This window comes from Bradymonas sediminis (assembly GCF_003258315.1).
In the GTDB taxonomy this organism is placed as follows: Bacteria; Myxococcota_A; Bradymonadia; order Bradymonadales; family Bradymonadaceae; genus Bradymonas; species Bradymonas sediminis.
Genome location: NZ_CP030032.1, coordinates 4,826,300 through 4,843,457 on the forward strand (window position 1 = coordinate 4,826,300; position 17,158 = coordinate 4,843,457).

The 17,158-nt window shown below is 60.9% G+C and carries 14 protein-coding genes; 9 read left to right on the top strand and 5 right to left on the bottom strand.

What is annotated here, in order from left to right; all coding sequences use genetic code 11:
• Positions 1-126: 126 nt before the first annotated feature.
• Complete coding sequence (gene aceA, locus DN745_RS18290) at positions 127-1,410, bottom strand: isocitrate lyase (protein ID WP_111337192.1); 1,284 nt, start codon at positions 1,408-1,410, stop codon at positions 127-129.
• A gap of 77 nt (positions 1,411-1,487) precedes the next feature.
• Complete coding sequence (gene aceB / locus DN745_RS18295) at positions 1,488-3,080, bottom strand: malate synthase A (protein ID WP_111337800.1); 1,593 nt, start codon at positions 3,078-3,080, stop codon at positions 1,488-1,490.
• Positions 3,081-3,652: 572 nt separating this feature from the next.
• Here aceB and DN745_RS18300 point away from each other — a divergent pair.
• From DN745_RS18300 to DN745_RS18320, 5 genes are all read left to right on the top strand, one after another.
• Positions 3,653-5,017, top strand: coding sequence for an inositol-3-phosphate synthase (locus tag DN745_RS18300; protein WP_204355038.1), 1,365 nt, complete (start codon positions 3,653-3,655; stop codon positions 5,015-5,017).
• Positions 5,018-5,071: 54 nt separating this feature from the next.
• Positions 5,072-5,959: a CDP-alcohol phosphatidyltransferase family protein gene (locus tag DN745_RS18305; protein WP_111337196.1), complete on the top strand. Its 888-nt coding sequence runs from the start codon at positions 5,072-5,074 to the stop codon at positions 5,957-5,959.
• A gap of 75 nt (positions 5,960-6,034) precedes the next feature.
• On the top strand, positions 6,035-6,502 hold the full coding sequence (locus DN745_RS18310) for a GtrA family protein (RefSeq protein WP_111337198.1): 468 nt from the start codon (positions 6,035-6,037) through the stop codon (positions 6,500-6,502).
• A 139-nt stretch (positions 6,503-6,641) separates the two neighbouring features.
• The gene (locus DN745_RS18315; RefSeq protein WP_162687783.1) at positions 6,642-9,146 is read left to right on the top strand and encodes an MMPL family transporter; all 2,505 of its coding nucleotides are present in this window, start codon (positions 6,642-6,644) and stop codon (positions 9,144-9,146) included.
• A 26-nt stretch (positions 9,147-9,172) separates the two neighbouring features.
• On the top strand, positions 9,173-10,222 hold the full coding sequence (locus tag DN745_RS18320; RefSeq protein WP_111337202.1) for a phosphatase PAP2 family protein: 1,050 nt from the start codon (positions 9,173-9,175) through the stop codon (positions 10,220-10,222).
• Between the two features lie 36 nt (positions 10,223-10,258).
• Here DN745_RS18320 and DN745_RS18325 read toward each other — a convergent pair whose 3' ends face one another.
• Positions 10,259-11,308: an NAD(P)H-dependent flavin oxidoreductase gene (locus tag DN745_RS18325; RefSeq protein ID WP_111337204.1), complete on the bottom strand. Its 1,050-nt coding sequence runs from the start codon at positions 11,306-11,308 to the stop codon at positions 10,259-10,261.
• Between the two features lie 189 nt (positions 11,309-11,497).
• Here DN745_RS18325 and DN745_RS18330 point away from each other — a divergent pair, with 189 nt between their 5' ends.
• A complete protein-coding gene (locus DN745_RS18330) occupies positions 11,498-12,169 on the top strand; it encodes a DUF6483 family protein (protein WP_111337206.1) in 672 nt (223 codons plus the stop codon).
• Positions 12,170-12,186: 17 nt separating this feature from the next.
• On the opposite strand, the gene DN745_RS18335 is transcribed toward DN745_RS18330, so the two are convergent.
• Positions 12,187-13,059 (bottom strand): class II glutamine amidotransferase, encoded by an 873-nt coding sequence (locus DN745_RS18335; protein ID WP_111337208.1) that lies wholly within the window; start codon positions 13,057-13,059, stop codon positions 12,187-12,189.
• Between the two features lie 126 nt (positions 13,060-13,185).
• Positions 13,186-14,718, bottom strand: a complete 1,533-nt coding sequence (dacB, locus tag DN745_RS18340) for a D-alanyl-D-alanine carboxypeptidase/D-alanyl-D-alanine endopeptidase (RefSeq protein WP_111337210.1) — start codon at positions 14,716-14,718, stop codon at positions 13,186-13,188.
• A 344-nt stretch (positions 14,719-15,062) separates the two neighbouring features.
• Between dacB and rnz the strand changes: the two genes are divergently transcribed.
• From rnz to DN745_RS18355, 3 genes are all read left to right on the top strand, one after another.
• The gene (rnz, locus tag DN745_RS18345; protein ID WP_111337212.1) at positions 15,063-15,986 is read left to right on the top strand and encodes a ribonuclease Z; all 924 of its coding nucleotides are present in this window, start codon (positions 15,063-15,065) and stop codon (positions 15,984-15,986) included.
• Positions 15,987-16,109: 123 nt separating this feature from the next.
• Positions 16,110-16,679 carry a chemotaxis protein CheW gene (locus DN745_RS18350; RefSeq protein WP_111337214.1) on the top strand — a complete coding sequence of 190 codons (570 nt, stop codon included), beginning with the start codon at positions 16,110-16,112 and terminating at the stop codon, positions 16,677-16,679.
• 62 nt (positions 16,680-16,741) lie between these two features.
• Positions 16,742-17,128: a hypothetical protein gene (locus tag DN745_RS18355; protein WP_111337216.1), complete on the top strand. Its 387-nt coding sequence runs from the start codon at positions 16,742-16,744 to the stop codon at positions 17,126-17,128.
• The last annotated feature ends 30 nt before the right edge of the window (positions 17,129-17,158 follow it).

Consider the following 17,158-nt stretch of genomic DNA (forward strand, 5'->3'; position numbering starts at 1 on the left):
CCGAGTTGTTGCGAACTCACGGACACTCGTGGGCTTTTGAGCGCGTATCATAAAAGAATCCCCCGACGGGCAGAGGCCGTCGGGGGATTTTTTTCGGCGATCGACCGCCATTAATCGAAGTCGACTTTAGTCAAACTGATCTTCTTCGGTGGAGCCTTTCAGCGCGACGGTCTGGCTCTCGCCGGAGGTGACGGTGAGCTGAACCTCGTCGAAATAGCCGGCGCCGACGAACGCCTGGTGCTTGATGGCGCGGTAGCCGTCGGATTTCTCGAGATCGAACTCGCGCTCCTGAAGCTCCGAGTAGGCCGCCATGCCGCGCTCTCGATAGCCCTTGGCGAGCTCAAATATGGCCGTGTTGAGCGCATGGAAGCCCGAAAGCGTCACGAATTGAAGGACATAGCCCATCTCGCCGAGCTGCTCCTGGAAGGTTCGGATGGTCTTTTCATCCAGGTGGCGCTTCCAGTTAAAGGAGGGCGAGCAGTTATAGGCGAGCATTTTGCCCGGGTATTTTTCGTGAATCGCCGCGGCGAACTCACGCGCCTGGCCAACGTCGGGGGTTTTGGTTTCGCACCATAAAAGGTCGGCGTAGGGCGCGTAGGCCCGTGAGCGTTCGATGGCGTATTCGAGGCCGCCGCGAATATTATAGAAGCCTTCGGAGGTGCGACCGCCGCTGATGAAAGGCTCATCGAGGGGGTCGATATCATTGGTCAGCAGGTTTGCCGACTCGGCGTCGGTTCGCGCGATGAGCAAAGTTGACGTCCCTGCGACGTCTGCGCCAAGGCGTGCGGCGACCAATTTATTGCGAAACTCACTGATCGGCACCAGCACTTTGCCGCCCATATGGCCGCATTTTTTGGCCGAGGAGAGTTGGTCCTCAAAATGAACACCAGCCACGCCCGAGGCGATCATCGACTTCATCAACTCGAAGGCGTTGAGGTTGCCGCCGAAGCCTGCTTCGGCGTCGGCGACCAGCGGTGCGTACCAGTCGATATTTCCCTTCTTCTCGATGGATTGGATCTGGTCCGCACGTTGCAATGCCTGGTTGATGCGCGTGACGAGCGTCGGCACGCTGTCGACCGGATAGAGGCTCTGGTCGGGATACATTTGCCCGGCGGTGTTGGCGTCGGCGGCGGTCTGCCAGCCGCTGACATAGACGGCCTGAAGGCCCGCCTGGACCTCCTGGACGGCCTGATTGCCGGTCACCGCGCTCAGCGCGCGGACTGGAGCGTTATTTTGAAAACGCTCCCATAATTTCGCTGCGCCCATCTTTGCCAGGGTATGCTCGATTTGTACTGAGCCGCGCAGATTAACAACCTGCTTGCCCGAGTAGGGGCGTTCGATTCCTTCCCAGCGCGGGTTTTCGTTCCAATCGGCTTCGAGTTGCGCTGCGGATTTTCCTTGATACGTCATGAGGTATCTCCTTGCGTCGCTATCGACGACTTAATTTCAGGTATATTCTGACAATTGACGCCATTATCGCCGGCAATTTAGGGCAGCTTCTCGTAGGCGATCAGGGTTAGAAACTCGACGAATTCATCTTCGAGGCTCAGCTTGTCGAAGAGTACGCGGGCGTTCTCGAAGAGCTGAGCGTCGTAATTTTTGCCCCATAAGGTGCGGATCTTCTCGAGCTCTTGGGGGACGATTTCGTTATAGAGTTTGGGGGTAATCTCGCGGCCATCATCCAGGCGGGCGGCCGGATGGTGAATCCATTGCCAGACCTGTGAGCGCGAGATCTCGGCGGTGGCGGCGTCTTCCATCAGGTTGTAGATCGCGGCCGCCCCCTGCCCGGCGAGCCAGGAGGCGATATATTGGATGCCGACGTTGATGTTGAGGCGCAGGCCCGCCTCGGTGATTTTGCCGCCTTTAATGTCGGTGTTGAGCAGGTCCTCGGCGCTGCAGTCGACGTCTTCGCGGAGCACTGACTTTTGATGGGGGCGCCCCTCGAGTTTTTTGTCGAAGGGTTTGCGGGCGATGGGCACCAGGTCGGGGTGGGCGATCCAGGTGCCGTCATAGCCCTGGCTGACCTCGCGCTCTTTATCCTCGGCGACCTTGCGCAGCGCCTTTTCGTTGACGGCTTCGTCGCGTCGGCTCGGGATAAACGCGGCCATGCCGCCGATCGCGTGGGCGCCGCGTTTATGACAGGTCTGAACGAGCAGTTCGGCATAAGCCTGCATAAAGGGAACACCCATGGTGATCTGGGAGCGGTCCGGGAGCAGGAACTCCTCGGCGCTTCGAAATTTCTTGATCACGCTGAAGATATAATCCCAGCGCCCGGCGTTGAGCCCGGCGGCGTGTTCGCGGATCTCATAGAGGATCTCGTCCATCTCAAAGGCCGCCAGGATCGTTTCGAGGAGGACGGTCGCCTTGATGCTCCCGCGCGGGATTTTCAGGGCGTCCTGTGCTTGGCAGAAGGCATCGTTCCAAAGACGCGCTTCAAGGTGGCTTTCGAGCTTGGGGAGATAGAAATACGGGCCGCTTCCCTTGGCCAACAGCGCCGAGGCGTTGTGGAAGAAATAGAGGCCGAAGTCGAAGAGTGAGGCGCTGACTTCGTCGCCGTCGACGGTCATATGCTTTTCGACCAGGTGCCAGCCGCGCGGGCGCACTAGCAGGGTCGCGACGCTGTCATTGAGCCGGTAGGTCTTGTCCTTGGTGGGATGTTCAAATTCGATGGTGCCACGCACCGCGTCGCGCAGGTTGCGCTGGCCGAGCACGTTATTTGACCAGGTGGGGGAGTTGGAGTCCTCGAAGTCGGCCATGAATGTGTCGGCGCCCGAGTTCAGGGCGTTGATGACCATCTTTCGGTCCACGGGCCCGGTGATCTCGACGTGACGCTTTTGCAGCGCTTGGGGGATGGGGGCGACCTTCCAATCGCCCGCGCGCACGTCAGCGGTGGCGGCGAGAAAGTCGGGGCGCTCACCGGCCTGGAGCTTCGCGTCGCGTTCGCTGCGCGCCTGGAGCAATTCGAGGCGGCGAGGGTTGAGTTTGCGGTGCAGGTTCGCCACAAACTCAAGCGCATCGCGGCTGAGAATATCTGCGTATTCTTCGGTGATCGGTCCGGTTATGTTTATACCTTCGGGCATTTCAATCGCGATATCACTCATAGGGGTGCGAGCTCCTTGAAGAGAATTAGATCGGCGTTAATGAAGCGGCGGACACTCCGCGAAAGCGAAGGATAAAACTGGGGGCAATCTAGCGCGGCGCGCACCCATCTTATGGATGGCTAAAGGCAGGCCTATAGTAGGCGAGCGCGCGAGCAATAGTCGCGCAGCGATGGCCGGTTCATATAAGCGTGGGTTGCGGACCCGTGGAGCTTGATATGTCGCGAGCGCGATTCGCCCTGAGCGTCGAGGCATTTCCCTTGTTTTACGTCCTTGACCGGCAAACTTGGGCACCGAGTGTGAGAGGGCAACAAATAAATCGAATTTAGGGGCGAGCAGCGCGCGCGGCGCGGCGCGGCGCGGGGCGGGTGCGTGAAGCAGCGCGCGGTGTGGAGACAAGATAGAGGGGGAGAAAATAATTACTTGGAAAGCGCTGGGCGGGTTCTAGCTTGTTGAATACTGCCGGCGCCGACGCTTAGAGGGGTAATCTTGGGAAACGCGCGGGGGATCGGCTGCCACCAATGGGCATCAATGCCCGCCTCGAGAGGTCAATTGTGAATAGACAAGCGGATTATTCGACGAACGGAAAAACAGGCGGAAAATTGGCGGTTCTATTGCCCGGATTGGGGGCGGTAGGGACCACCTTTATCGCGGGGGCCATCGCGGCCCGGCGTGGTCTGGGGGCGCCGATCGGCAGCCTGACGCAGTTGGGGCGCATGCCGGTGTCTGCGGACGCGCCCGACGCGATGCCGCCGCGGATTAAGGATGTCGTGGGCCTGGCCGAATTGGATGATTTGGTCTTCGGCGGCTGGGATATCTTCGAGGATAATTGCTACGAAGCCGCGTGCAACGCGGGGGTTTTAACCCGGGACTTTCTGGCGCCGCTTCAGGAGGAGCTTGAGGCGATTCGGCCGATGAAGGCGGTCTTTGACCCGGCTTTTGTGCGAAATATCACCGGCCCAAATGTCAAGAAGTATAAGACCAAGATGGACGCGGCGGAGGCGCTCGTCGCGGATATCGAGCGCTTTATGGCGCAGAACGGTTGCGCGCGCGCGGTCGGGGTGTGGTGCGGCTCGACCGAGGTCTTCGTGGACGTCGAACCCGTCCATGCGTCGCTCAAGGCCTTTGAGGCCGGACTTCGCGGCAATGATGACGCCATCAGCCCGACGATGATCTACGCCTATGCCCATATCAAGGCGGGGGTGCCGTTTATTAATAGCGCGCCAAACCGCGCGCTGAATACGCCGGCGCTCGTCGAGATGGCCGAGCAATACGGTGTGCCCTTCGCCGGCCACGACCTTAAGACGGGCCAGACGCTGATGAAGACGATCCTGGCGCCGGGTATTGCCAGTCGCCAGCTGGGCGTAAGTGGTTGGTATTCAACCAATATTCTGGGCAATCGAGACGGTCTCGTCCTCGATGATCCCGGCTCGTTTAAGACCAAAGAGGAGAGTAAATTATCGGTGCTCGACTCGATCTTTCGCCCGGACCAGAATCCCCAACTCTATGGGGATATGCACCATAAGGTGCGCATCGACTATTATCCGCCGCGCGGCGACGCCAAAGAGGGCTGGGATAATATCGATATCTTCGGGTGGATGGGCTATCCGATGCAGATCAAGGTCAACTTCCTATGCCGCGACTCGATTCTTGCAGCGCCCCTGGTCCTGGATCTTGCGCTGCTGGCTGACCTGGCGCAACGCAAGGGGCAGAGCGGCAATCAGACCTGGCTGTCCTATTATTTCAAGAGCCCGCAGGCCGACCCCGGCGAGGGTGTCGTGCACGCGCTGATGGCTCAGGAGCGCATGCTCTTTACGCAATTGCGCATCCTGGCCGATGCGGATGTCAGCGTGGACCATCCGTGGGACCCGGCGATCTTGCCGAATACGGACTCCCGGGAGCTTCGCTCCGATCGATAAACCCCCCGAGCATCATGGAGTTGCGATGCGTTGACCCTCAAGCCGAGAGAGACCATGGGCCCCCCAAGATGGACCGAATTGCTGGCGAAGCTTACGCCCGGCATTGCGCTCGCGCTGGTTCTCGTGGGGCTCCTGGTCGTCTTTTTGCGTCGTCCCATTGACGCCGAAGCGCCGCTGCGCCGGGAGGGGTCCTTGCTGATGCCGCGGGTGTTGATCGCCTACTGGTATTGGCTGATCACCCCGGTGATCGAGCGGCTGGGGCGCTGGGGAGTGCGGCCCAATCATCTCACGCTCGGGGCGCTTGCCCTGGCGATATTTGCCGGAGGGGCGCTGGCCGTGGGCTCGTTGATGCTGGGCGCCTGGTTGCTCGTGGCCGCGGCGACCTTCGATTTGCTCGACGGGTTGCTCGCGCGTCACCTTGAGATCGGCTCGAAGAGCGGGGCGTTTCTGGACTCCTTCGCGGATCGCTGCGCCGAGTGCGTGGTCTTCGGCGGACTCGCCTATTACGGTGCGGGCGGCCCTCTCACTTGGCTATCCGTGTGGGCGCTGACCGCATCGCTGCTGATCAGCTACGCGCGCGCGCGCGCCGAGGCCCTCGGCGTGGATTGCTCCATCGGCTTGATGCAGCGTCCTGAGCGCACATTCTGGCTCATTATCACTCTTTTTGCGGCGCCGATCGTGAGCGCATTTCAACCAGCGACGGCTGATAATTCGGTCTCTCTGGTCGCGGTGCTCGGCGTGGGGATCCTCGCATTCTTAAGCACGATCACCGCGCTTCGGCGCGCTGATTGGGCGTTCAAAGCACTAAGCGATGACCCCAATAACCATCGCGATTATCCAGGGTTAGCGAATGCAAAAGACGCGAAAATTGCTCGTGGGCACACCGGTGCAGCGTTGGCCAGCGAGGTTGCGCTGGAATCCGGGGCTGAGGCCATGCGTTAAAGGTCGTACGCGCGCCCGGATTCCTCCGGCTCGCGCGCCGACCGGCGTACTCAGACTTCTGCTCCCGACGCGCTTATGACGTTTTCTAACCGATACCTTCGCGATCTCGGCGGTGCATCGCTGGCAAGCGTGGCTGCTACGCTCATCGATGCGCTCGTCTACTCGATATTATTGTGGACCCTGGTCCGCAATGGGGTTTTCTCCGTCGGGTTCGCCGCTGCAATCGCCGCGATTTTTGGTGGCGGTGTCCACTATACGCTGAGTCGATTTTGGGTGTTTGGGCGTTTTAATGCGCCGCTAAAGCAATCGGCGCTGACCTATTTTGTTGTGAGTTGGTTGGGCGCGCTTGCCCACGGGACCTTTACCACCATCCTGGTCGGGGCGATGGGGACGGTGGTCGGTGCCTCGGTGGGTTGGGCGCTGTCGAAGGGGGTGATCTGGCTCTTTTGGACCTATCCGCTGTCGCGCTACGTTGTCTTCGGTGGGCTCGGGGCACGAAGTACAACCGCCCCATCCGCGGACGAAGTTGAGGCGAGCAAATGACGACTTTTCGGCGCTGAGATTCCATCGAGACGAGGGGAGAAAACAGATGGGCGTGTTGCGGTTGTATCTAAACTTCTGCAGACGCTTTTCCTGGCAGATATTGCTCGCGCTCGGGTTGTTCACTGCCGGGGCACTTTTCTTGGCGTCTCAACTCGATATCGAGGCCGATATCACCCGTTTGTTGCCGCGAACCGCTCCCAGCGTTGCGGGTCTCGAACTTCTCGAAAAAACTTATGGCGGGCAAATCGGTCGACTGACCGTGGTGCTGGAGATAGAGCCTCCTGCCGATTCGCGCCCGAATATTCTATCAATCCCGACCGCGATTGGGGCGCAGAAGCGCCCACCGGTAGCGCTTAAGAAGCTCGCCGAAGAATATGCAGTTTTGCTGCGCGACGTCGAAGGTGTCGAGCATGTCGAGGTGCGCCGGCCCCTGGATTCGCTCAAAGGCTACCGATTGCTCTTCGCCCAGATGGAGGATCTTCGGGACGCCCAGGCCTATTTGAATCAGCGCTTCGACCAGGCGGAGGCGCGCGCAAATCCGCTCTTTGTGGGGCTCGACGATGAGGCCGACGACGCGGCGGACGCGACCCAATCTGGTTCCGGCGACCCAATGCCCGAGTTGCTCGATGAGGAGCGCCTCGCCGAAAAATACCCTGAATTCGCCCAATCGCCCTATTATATCGCCGAGGATGGCGGCTTCCTGGCGTTCTTTGTCTATCCGGACTTTCCTCCATCCGATCTGGGGAGAGCCTCGTCTTTGGTGGATGATGTGGAGCGCATCGTGACCGGCCGCGCCGAGCGCATTGCGGCCGCAGGGGGGCCGAAAATTCGCGTCGGGTTGACCGGCCGCTATAAAAAACGCGTCGATCTAGAGGAGATGCTCAAGCGGGACTTGTCAGTGTCGACCAGCGTAGCGTTAGGCGTGTTATTGCTCTTCCTGTGGTTCTATTTGCGCAGCTTTCGCGCGACCTTTTTGGTGCTTACGCCGCTGGTGGTGGGCGTGATCTGGACCTTCGCCTGGGCGTCGATCGCCTTTGGTAGCCTCAATATCATGACCGCCTTTTTGGGGGCGGTGCTGATCGGTTTGGGGGCCGACTATGGCGTTCATTTTTTCTCCCGATTTCGCGAATTGCGCCAGAAATTAGCGCCGCAGGAAGCGCTATTTGAGATGTTGGCGTCGACCGGGCGGGCGAATATGGCAGCGGCGCTTACGACAATGATCGCGCTGGGGAGCCTGATGGTTTCAGGGTTCCGGGCGTTCTATGAATTCGGGGTGATCGCGGTGGGCGGGCTGCCGCTCATACTTCTCGCCTATCTGCTGATCTTCCCCTGTGCGGTGGGCGTGGCGGAGCGCAGGGGTATCAATCTGACGGCGCGGCCGGGCCCAAAACGGGCGCGCGAAGCGGCGAGCGGCGAGGGCGCGAAGGACGCGCAGAACCTCGACATGCGACTGCTCTCGTGGCTGCAAGACGGTCCGGTTGGGATGCCGATGGCCCGGCTCGCCCGCGCCGGACTTATCGCCCGTCTGCTCCTATTTTTGCTCGTCGTCGCGGCGGCCATCGGGCTGCCGAGGCTTCGATTAAACCAGGATTTCTCGGTGCTCCAGTCGACCTCCGCGCCCTCCTGGGAGCTCGACGAGCGGATCAACGCGATGCTCGGCGAGTCGCAGACGCCTACGCTTATCCTCACGGATTCCGCGCAGGGGAGCGTACAGGTTGTCGAGGAGTTGGAGCGTCGCGTCGCGCGTCATAAGGGGCCTGCGCTCGTCGATAAGGTGCTCTCGCTCGAGACCTTTTTGCCCACCGATGTGGCCGAGAAACGCAAAGTACTCGCTCAGATTGCGCGCCGCCTGGAGGAAGTACCGCAGGATGAGCGTGACGAGGCGCTTCTGCGTCACCTCGATGAGGTCGAGCAGGTGTTGCGCGCGAAGCCGCTTAAAGAGGGCGATATTCCCGACGAGATTCGGCGCCAATTCTCACGGCTCGACTCGGAGTCGAAGGGGGTGGTGCTCGTCTTTCCGGCGGTTGAATTGGAGACCGTCGAGGTGATCGATGCCTGGGCGCGGATCCTCGCCGACCTGCCAGGGGCCGAACCCGGGCAGGGATATGGCGCGATCTCGGAGTCTTTTTTGCTCCGAGATATCGTTCATACCGCCAAAGACGACGCGCTGTGGATGTTCGGGATCACCTTGCTCGGACTCCTTCTATTATCGGTGTTGCTGCTTCGCGACTTCACGCTCTTTATTCTGCAGCTTTGCACCCTCACGCTCGCGCTTCTGGTCGCGCTGGGCATAAACGGGCTGGTCGGCTCGCATTTTAACTTTATGAATATCGTCGCCCTGCCGGTTTGGCTCGGGCTGGGGGTCGACGCGAGCTTTCATATCCTTCTAAAGGGGCGCCGAATTTATAGGGGCGAGGAGGCCGGGGAGATCCGCGAATATCTGAGCTCACACTTTCATCTTATGGGTGCAATATCAGTGGCTTATCTGACCTCAATGCTCGGCTTTGGCACGCTGTTACTCGCCCAACATAACGGGCTCTTTAGCCTCGGGATGGTCGCAATTTTCGGATTGGGGTCGATATTAGGTGTGAACCTTCTTATTCAGAGCATCCTGGTCGCCGAGAGCGCGTATCCGCGCGAGTAACCCCTGAAGAGGCCGCGGAGGTCACCATGAAAGGACCCCGAATCGGCGGTATTTTCGATAAACGATTCGCCGCGCTATGCCTGCTCGTAGTGCTCCTGGTTTTCTACGGGTGGATGAACCCCCTGCGCGTCGAGCATTGGGGGCTCATTCTCCTATTCTTGGTGTTGCTCGGGGCTTCTCGGGTAACGCGCTCGTTGGCGGTCGCGGTGTGGCCGGCGGCGATCTTTGGCTTCTCCTATGACCTGATGCGCCTGCTCCTAAATCGCTCTTATGATATGGCCCCCAGCGCCGCGATTTATCGTCTGGAAGCGTGGCTATTTGGCTGGATGAGCCCCAGCACAGGAGCGCTCGGGCCGGTTGATTTCTTTGCCCAGCATAATTCACTCATTCTCGATTTGCCCGGCGGCCTCTGGTACTCGACCCACATCCCGTCGGTCATTATTTTCGGCGTCTATCTCTGGTGGCGCAGCTATCGCGAGAATGAGGCGCCCGCGTTGCGGGTCGATAAATATTTCTGGGGTTTTTTGATCTTTAACGGGGTCGGGATGGCCTGCTGGGCGCTCTTTCCGGTCGCGCCGCCCTGGTATGTCGAGGCGCACGGGCTGGTCGCGCCGGCGACGCTGAACCTCGAGGGGCCGCTGCTCGGAAGCCCCGCCGGACTCGCGCGGGTCGATGTCTGGCTGGGGACCCCGCATTTTGAAGGCCTTTATAAGCAGTCAACGTATGTTTTCGGGGCGATGCCCTCGCTCCACGCGGCCGCGCCGATCTGGGTGGCCCTGTGGACGCGAAAGAAGATCTTTCGCCTGTTGGCCTGGGGCTACGCGCTGGCGATGTGCTTCTTTGCGGTCTATCTGACCCACCATTATGTGGTCGATGTCCTGGCCGGCGGGATGCTGGCCGGGTCGGTCTATTTGCTCCTGGAGCGCACGCGCCTGGGGGCCTGGGCGGTGGCGATCAACGCTCGGCTGCGCGACTGGCTCGACGCGCTATTTGGCAGCCAGGTGGTGGCCAGCGAGCCGGGATTGGGAGAGGCGGCCGGCGCCATGCAGGCCGAGACTCGGGCGGTGGAACCTTAGGCGCGCCCCGCAAAAAGGCGCGCCTAAGGCGTCTATTTATTCGGTGGTCGCGTCGGCCTCGACGTCATCTTCCGCCTCTGCGCTCACCGGCGCTTTCGCGCGCACCGCGTCGGCAAAGCGGCTGACGATATCGGCGACGGATTCGATCTTCGTGATCCCGTCGACGCTTTTTCCTGCCTGGAAATAGTCCTTATAATTCATGCCCTTGGTGGACGCGCTCTTGAGCTGCCACAGGGATTTCAGGGTATAATAGCCGCGCATATAATGCTTGCCCTTGGGGTGTTGCAGCAGTTTTTTGGCCAGCCAGCTGGCGTGGGTGCCGACTTTTTTGACGTACTCGGTCTGGATGACGGCGACCGGGATGCCCGAAATCTTCTCGGTCAACACGATATCGTCGGCCTCGGCCTCGAGGATCGCGTGCTTGTAGTCGATATGCGCGCTGCACTCGGTGGTGGCGATGAAGCGGGTGCCCATCTGCACGCCGTCATAGCCCATCTCGAGGGCCTCGATAAATTGCGCTTCGTCGCCGATGCCGCCGGCGCAGATCAGCGGGACGCCCAGGGCCTTGAGGTCGGCCAGAAGCTTCTGCGGCGACTCTTCACCGGCGTGCCCGCCGGCGCGTTTATTCACGCAGATTAACCCGTCGACGCCGCCTTCAATCGCGCGCTTTGCCCACTTGAGCGTGGTCACGTCGTGGTACACCACGCCGCCGACGGCGTGGACTTTTTTGACCACCCAATCCGGCGAGCCCAGCGCGGTGATGAAGAAGCGCACGCCTTCTTCGATGGCGATGTCGACCCACTTCTTCATGCGATCCTCGTAGACCTGCGAGGATTGCTCGACCAGCGCGTTGAAGCCGATCGGCTTGTCGGTCAATTTGCGGATCTCTCGGATGCCTTCGCGCAAATCGTGGCCGTGCACGAACATCAACGAGATCGGCTGGATGATGCCGATGCCGCCGGCTTCCGAGGCCGCGGCGATCAATTCCAGGTTTGAGCAGGGGTACATCGCCCCGCAGATAAGCGGCACTTCGATGCCGACTTGTTCGGTGAAGCGGGTTTCTAATTTCGCGGGTTGCTTCGTCATTTATGGCCTCGTGGGATGTGAAATGAATAGTGATTCACTGCCTTCGAGCTAGCATAGATTTCGGCCGTACTCCATATGCGCGCGCGCGATTTTGGGTGGCCGACGCCCGCGCAAATCGCTCTTGCGCGATAATTGGGGGCGTCCTACAAGTTCGACGGGCAATTTATCTTCCTCTTTTAGGGATCATTGATGGGCATTCGACAGGATTTTCTTCTTCGCATGATGAAGCAATTGGCTGATTCCTATGCCGGGATTTTTTTGGGTCCCGACGGCAAGAAGTCGGTCGAAATCACCGATGAGCCCGGCGCGCTCTTCGAGCTCGAAGGCGTCTTGGCCGAGGTGTTCCGCACTCGCCGCGAGCTGCTCTTCGTGCGTCCCGAGGAGATGATCGAGGACTTCGACCCGCGCCTGGCCGCCGAGGTTGGCCGGCTCTTTTTGCGCTACGCGGAGCTCAGCGAGTCCCAGGGGCACCCCCAGGCCGCCGAGCGTGGCTATGAGCTCGGGGTTCTGTGCCTGAAGAACGGGCTGGGCTGCGAGTTGTCGCATGAGGAAGATGGCTCGAACGCGCTGATGCGCGCGGTTTTGCGCACGCGCAAGGTGTCCACCGTGCTCAGTAAAGACGAGCAGGCCGAGGTGTGGCGAAAGATTTTCGAGATTGAGGCGCGCCTGCAGCGCTATGACCACGCCGAAGACGCGATCTTCGCGGCGGTGGCGCTGGCTGACGACCCGACCGACCACGCCCAGCGCGGCATTCGTTTTTATAACGGGCTGCTGAAATTGCCCGACGAATTATTGGAGGAGGTCGACATGCCGCGCGACGAGATCCAGGAGGCCATCGAAGAGCTCGAGGAGAGCGTCTAAGGCGGTCGCGGGGCGCATCACGCCGACGCCGACATCGGCTCGGCGGTCTTCTTCTCAAAGATCTGCAGGTTCATCTCCCGGTCGACCGCGACGGTCTGGCCGGGGGCCATGTCGCTCCACACATTATCGCCGCGCAGCGGCTCGCTGGTCAGCAATAGGTGATTGACCGGCCCGCTGCGCACCGCCATCTCGCAGCTTCGCCCGAAGCTCGGGCAGGTATTTCGCTCCGGACACCGATTTTTGTGGGTGCTAAAAAAGAGCGGTTTCCCCCCCTGATGCCCCACCATCACCTGACCGTTGGTCAAGATAAACGACAGATAGAGGTCTTCGCGCTGGCTGGACTCATAGCAATTTTGTCCGGTGAGCGCGTGAATCGTCGCGATGGTCTGCTCGGTGGCGTCGAGAATGCAGGCGATCGGCGGGTTCGGGTCGGCCAGATCGATGCAGCGGCGCAAGACGCTGAGCAGCATATAGAAGATGACCTCGCTGTCGGTGTCGCCGAGCACGAAGCGGCGAAGATCCGGGTCGATATGCCCGAGCAGGGCGTCGCGGTGGGTCTGAAAGTCGGGGATCTGCCCGTTGTGGGCAAAGATCCAGCTGCCAAATTGGAAGGGGTGACAATTGACCATCGAGTTGCGCCCGGCGGTCGCCAGGCGCAGGTGCGCCACGACCGTTTGCGCCGACACGATGCCGCTGACGCGCGCGAAGAGGTTGTCCTCGATGGCGCTGCGCGCGCTTTTGATCATATGGGGCACGCCGTGCACATAATACGCGACGCCCCAGCCGTCGCAGTGGCGCTCACTCTGGTGGACCAGCGCGTTATCGCAGTCCAAAAGGCTGCGATGCACCTGGCTGTCGATGACCGAGCGGAATCCAAAAAGCCGACACATTGGGCGTACCTCACGTATTTAACCGGCCCGGGATGGGCGTTTTTCTATTTTAGCAAGTAATCCACACCAATCAACTATGAATTTAAACGCCCTCCCGGGAATATCACGCACGAGACGCCGCAGGGCTTAGTCGTCGAAAGCCTCGATGGCCTCGGCCACCCGGTCCTGCACCGGGCGGTAGCGCCAGGCAAAGGTGGGCGGGTCGTTGAAGATGATCGAAAACGCGATCTCGCGATTCGTCGCGGTGCGCATATATCCCGACAGCGCCGCGGACTCGTTGAGGGTGCCGGTTTTGGCGCGGATTTTACCGCGCACCGACGCGTCTTCGAGGCGGCGAGCGAGGGTGCCATCGACGCCCGAGATCGCCAGCGAGGCGCGGTATTCCGGCGCCCATTGGTGGGTGGCCATAAAGCGCAATAGCTCGACAAATTGGCGCGGCGAGGTGCGGTTTCCGTCGTAGAGACCGCTGCCGTTTTTGACGACCATATCGGTGGTGTCGATGCCCGACTTTTGCAAAAATTCGAGCACCGCCGCCTGCGACGCGGCCCATGTTCCCGCGCGTCCCTGGGTCGTCCCCAGCATGCGCAGGAGCATCTCGGACATGAAGTTATTGCTCCATTTATTGGTCGCAAACGCCGTGTAGGAGAGCGGCTGCGAGGCGTGCGTGACCATCACCTTCGCGCCCGCGGGCGTCTTGCCCGTGCTGACTTTTTGCGCGACCTCGATGCCGACCGCCCGGAGCGCCTCGATGAAGACCGCGCCGGCAAATTGGGCGGGGTTATCGATGCGTTTTCGCCGGCTTTGGAAGGTGCGCGCGTCCAGCCCGATATTGCCGCTGATGACGATGCGGGTGCCGATCTCGGCGTCGCCGGTGGCCGGGATGGTCTCGGAGCTGACCTGGATATTTCGGCGCCGCCCGCTGGTCGTGGTCGCGCGGTTCACGACCTGAATATGTTTGTTGGCCGGGACAAAGCGATAGGTCGCCGCGTCGCCGGCCTTTTCGCCCGGGTCCACCAGCACGGTGACGCCGTTGAAGTTGACCGACAGGGCGCCGATGGGCGCGCGGTAGGCGGCGTCTTCGTTTTTGGTGTCAAAGAGCGGCGGAAGATCCTCGCCGGCAAACAGCGTATTATCGACCACGATGCCGCCCCCGATCTTCTTGACGCCCTGCAGGCGCAGGTCGTTGGCCCAGTCGAGGAAGTTCTCGTAGAGCAAAAACGCGTTGCCCCCGCCCTTGATATAGAGCGGGCCTTTGAGGGTATCGCCGACCAGCTCGCCGTTGGCGTCGAGCCCTTCGGCGAGCAATTCGGTCTGGAAGGTGTGGGCGGGGCCGAACTCATCGAGCGCCGCCGCCACCGTGATAAGCTTGGTATTGCTGGCCGGGCTCATCGAGCGGTCGGCGTCGCGCGCATATAAAACCTGCCCGGTCGCGGCGTCCACGGCGAGGATGCCGACCTTACCCTGGGTGACATCACTGCCCGCCAGCGCGGCCTCGATCGCCGCTTTGAGGCGCTCGTTTTTTTGGCGAAGCTCGGCCGAGGGGTTGGTCGCCTGCGGCGCCGCCTTTTCGACCTGAACCGGCGCCCGCTGCGCGCTCGCCGGTACACTAAATGCGGTCAGGGCCAATGCGATAAAATATGAATAATAGATTTTTTTCATAGCTAAATATTTCCTTCAGAATTCATCCCGACCAGGGCCGGGCTTCGCCGCGCGTATGCGCCGTATGGGTAGCCGAAGCTCGCCGAAGAGAGTAGTGCTTTCGCGGGATTGTGCAAAGAATTTGCTCGAATGCGGGCTGTTTGGCCGCCAAATGCACTGCTTGCCGCGATTCGGCCGGCTTGCTATGTTCCGCGCCCCTTCGCGGAGAAAAAATCCTGCGGGTTTTCGATTCCAGAAGTTTGTCGCCCTTGAACACAGGGCAAAGTCAGTCATAAAACTTTGCGCATCCTTTTGGCCGCTGCTGCGCGCGCCCGAAATCCTTTGCGCTCTCAAGAGTTTCTAATATGTCGGTACGCGTTGTATTTTTAGGCACCGGAAGTGGAAAACCCATGGCGCATCGCGGCGTGGCGTCGCTGGGCATCTTTCGCCAGGGGAAATTATATCTCTTCGACTGCGGCGAGGGGACCCAGGTGCAGTTGTCGCGCTCCTCGCTGCGCTCCGGCGCGCTGGAGTCGATTTTTTTGACCCATTTTCACGGCGATCACGTCAATGGATTGCCCGGATTTGCCGGCTCCCTGACGCTGAATCGGCGCGAAGAAGCGCTCGGGCTCTACGGGCCGGTGGGGCTGAATCAGTGGCTAAAAACCCTGCGCGACCTGCATATTTTGTGGCCGAGCTTTCCGATCAACGTGCACGAAAATACCAAACCCGGCGTGGTCTACGAGGAGGAGGATTTCCATATCGAGATCGCCCCGCTGCGCCACCGCATCGAGACCTGGGGCTACGCGCTGGTCGAAAAACCGCGCCCGGGCCGCTTTGACGTCAACGCCGCGCGCGCGCTCGGCGTGCCGTCTGGGCCGATGTTCGGGAAGCTGCAGCGCGGCGAATCGGTGACGCTCGAAGATGGTCGAACCATCGCCCCCGAAGACGTGCTCGGCCCGGACCGCCCCGGCCTGAAGATCGCCTACGTCAGCGACACCTCCCCCTGCGACGGCGCCCTGCAGCTCGCCGAGGGCGCCGACCTGCTGATCCACGAGGCGACTTACCCCGCCGGCGACGAGAAGATGGCCCACCAACGCGGCCACTCCACCGCCGGCGACGCGGCGCGTTGCGCCAAAAAAGCCGGCGCCAAGAAGCTGATCATGACCCATATTTCTCAAAAATACCTGCGCACCGACGAGTTTGTGCGCGGCGCGCGCGCGATCTTTCCGAACTCCTCGGTCGCCCATGATTTGATGGAATATGATCTGACGCGCAGTGACCAATAGGCTCATGCGCCAGACTCCTCGCGTGCACCTCGGGCGAACATCGTTTATGCTCCACAGACGTTGCCGCCTGCCACGTAGGGTGGCGGTATTTGTGAGCGTCGACGCCCAAAGAGATGAGCGAGCATGAGTTATTCAGACGAGAAAAACCTGGGGTTAGGTGGGTTGGACGAGTTCGACGCGTTGATCGAGGAGGCGCATCGTCCCGACCGATTCGATTGGGATGACGCGGATTCCGAAGACGTCGCGGCCGTCCAACTGGTGTCGGTGCTGCGTTTTCAGGTGGGGGACTTCCTCTACGCGGTGCCCTCCGAATATGTGCGCGAGATCGTGTCGGACCTGCGGGTGACGCCGGTGCCCGGGGCGCCGAGTCATGTGCGCGGGGTCACGGTCTATCGCCGGCAGGTGCTCGGGATTCTTAACCTGGGCAAGTGGCTGGACCCGGCGCAGCGGCGCGGGGAGCAGCACCAGGGGCGCATCGTGATCGTTGAGGCCGACTCCTACACGGTGGGCATCGAGGCCGACGTGGTCAGCGGGATGGATGAGTGGCCGCTTGAGGACGTCGACCGCGGCGCGATCCCGGACTCCATCAACGCGCGCACGCGCCGCTACGCCGCCGGGATTCAGATCAACCGCGATAAGGCGACGGTCTTGCTCGACGTGTCCAAATTGCTCAGCGATGCGGCGGTGCAATAACCGCGCTTGGCGCCCGTGTCGCCCCCGATTCCTCCCCCAACGCCCTTTGTAGAATTTCTTCCATGACTGAGTCTTCGCCGTCCCAGCTTAAAGTCGAAGTCGTCCGCACGCGTTTTGGGCCGCTTCAGCTTGCGCTCGAGTTGAAACAGATCAGCAGCGTGCTCGACTACCGTGAGGGGCACGGGTTACAATTGGTGGACCCCGCGCCGCGTCTTGGGCTTCGCCCCTTGGGCGGCGGGCATGTCGGCTTTGTGGTGGCCGAGATCGGCCCGCCGGTGGGCGTGATCATCGGCGAGGTGCAGGGCTTTGAGACCTGGACCGCCTCGCGGATTATGGCGCTGCCGAAGTGGCTTCGAAATTACCTGCCCGACGTGCTTAAGCCGGCCTGTGGGGTCGACGAGAATGGCGATATCGTCTGGATGCTCGACCTGCTTAGTTTGACCCGTTGAACCGAATTTTTTGAGTAAAATGGAGAGCCG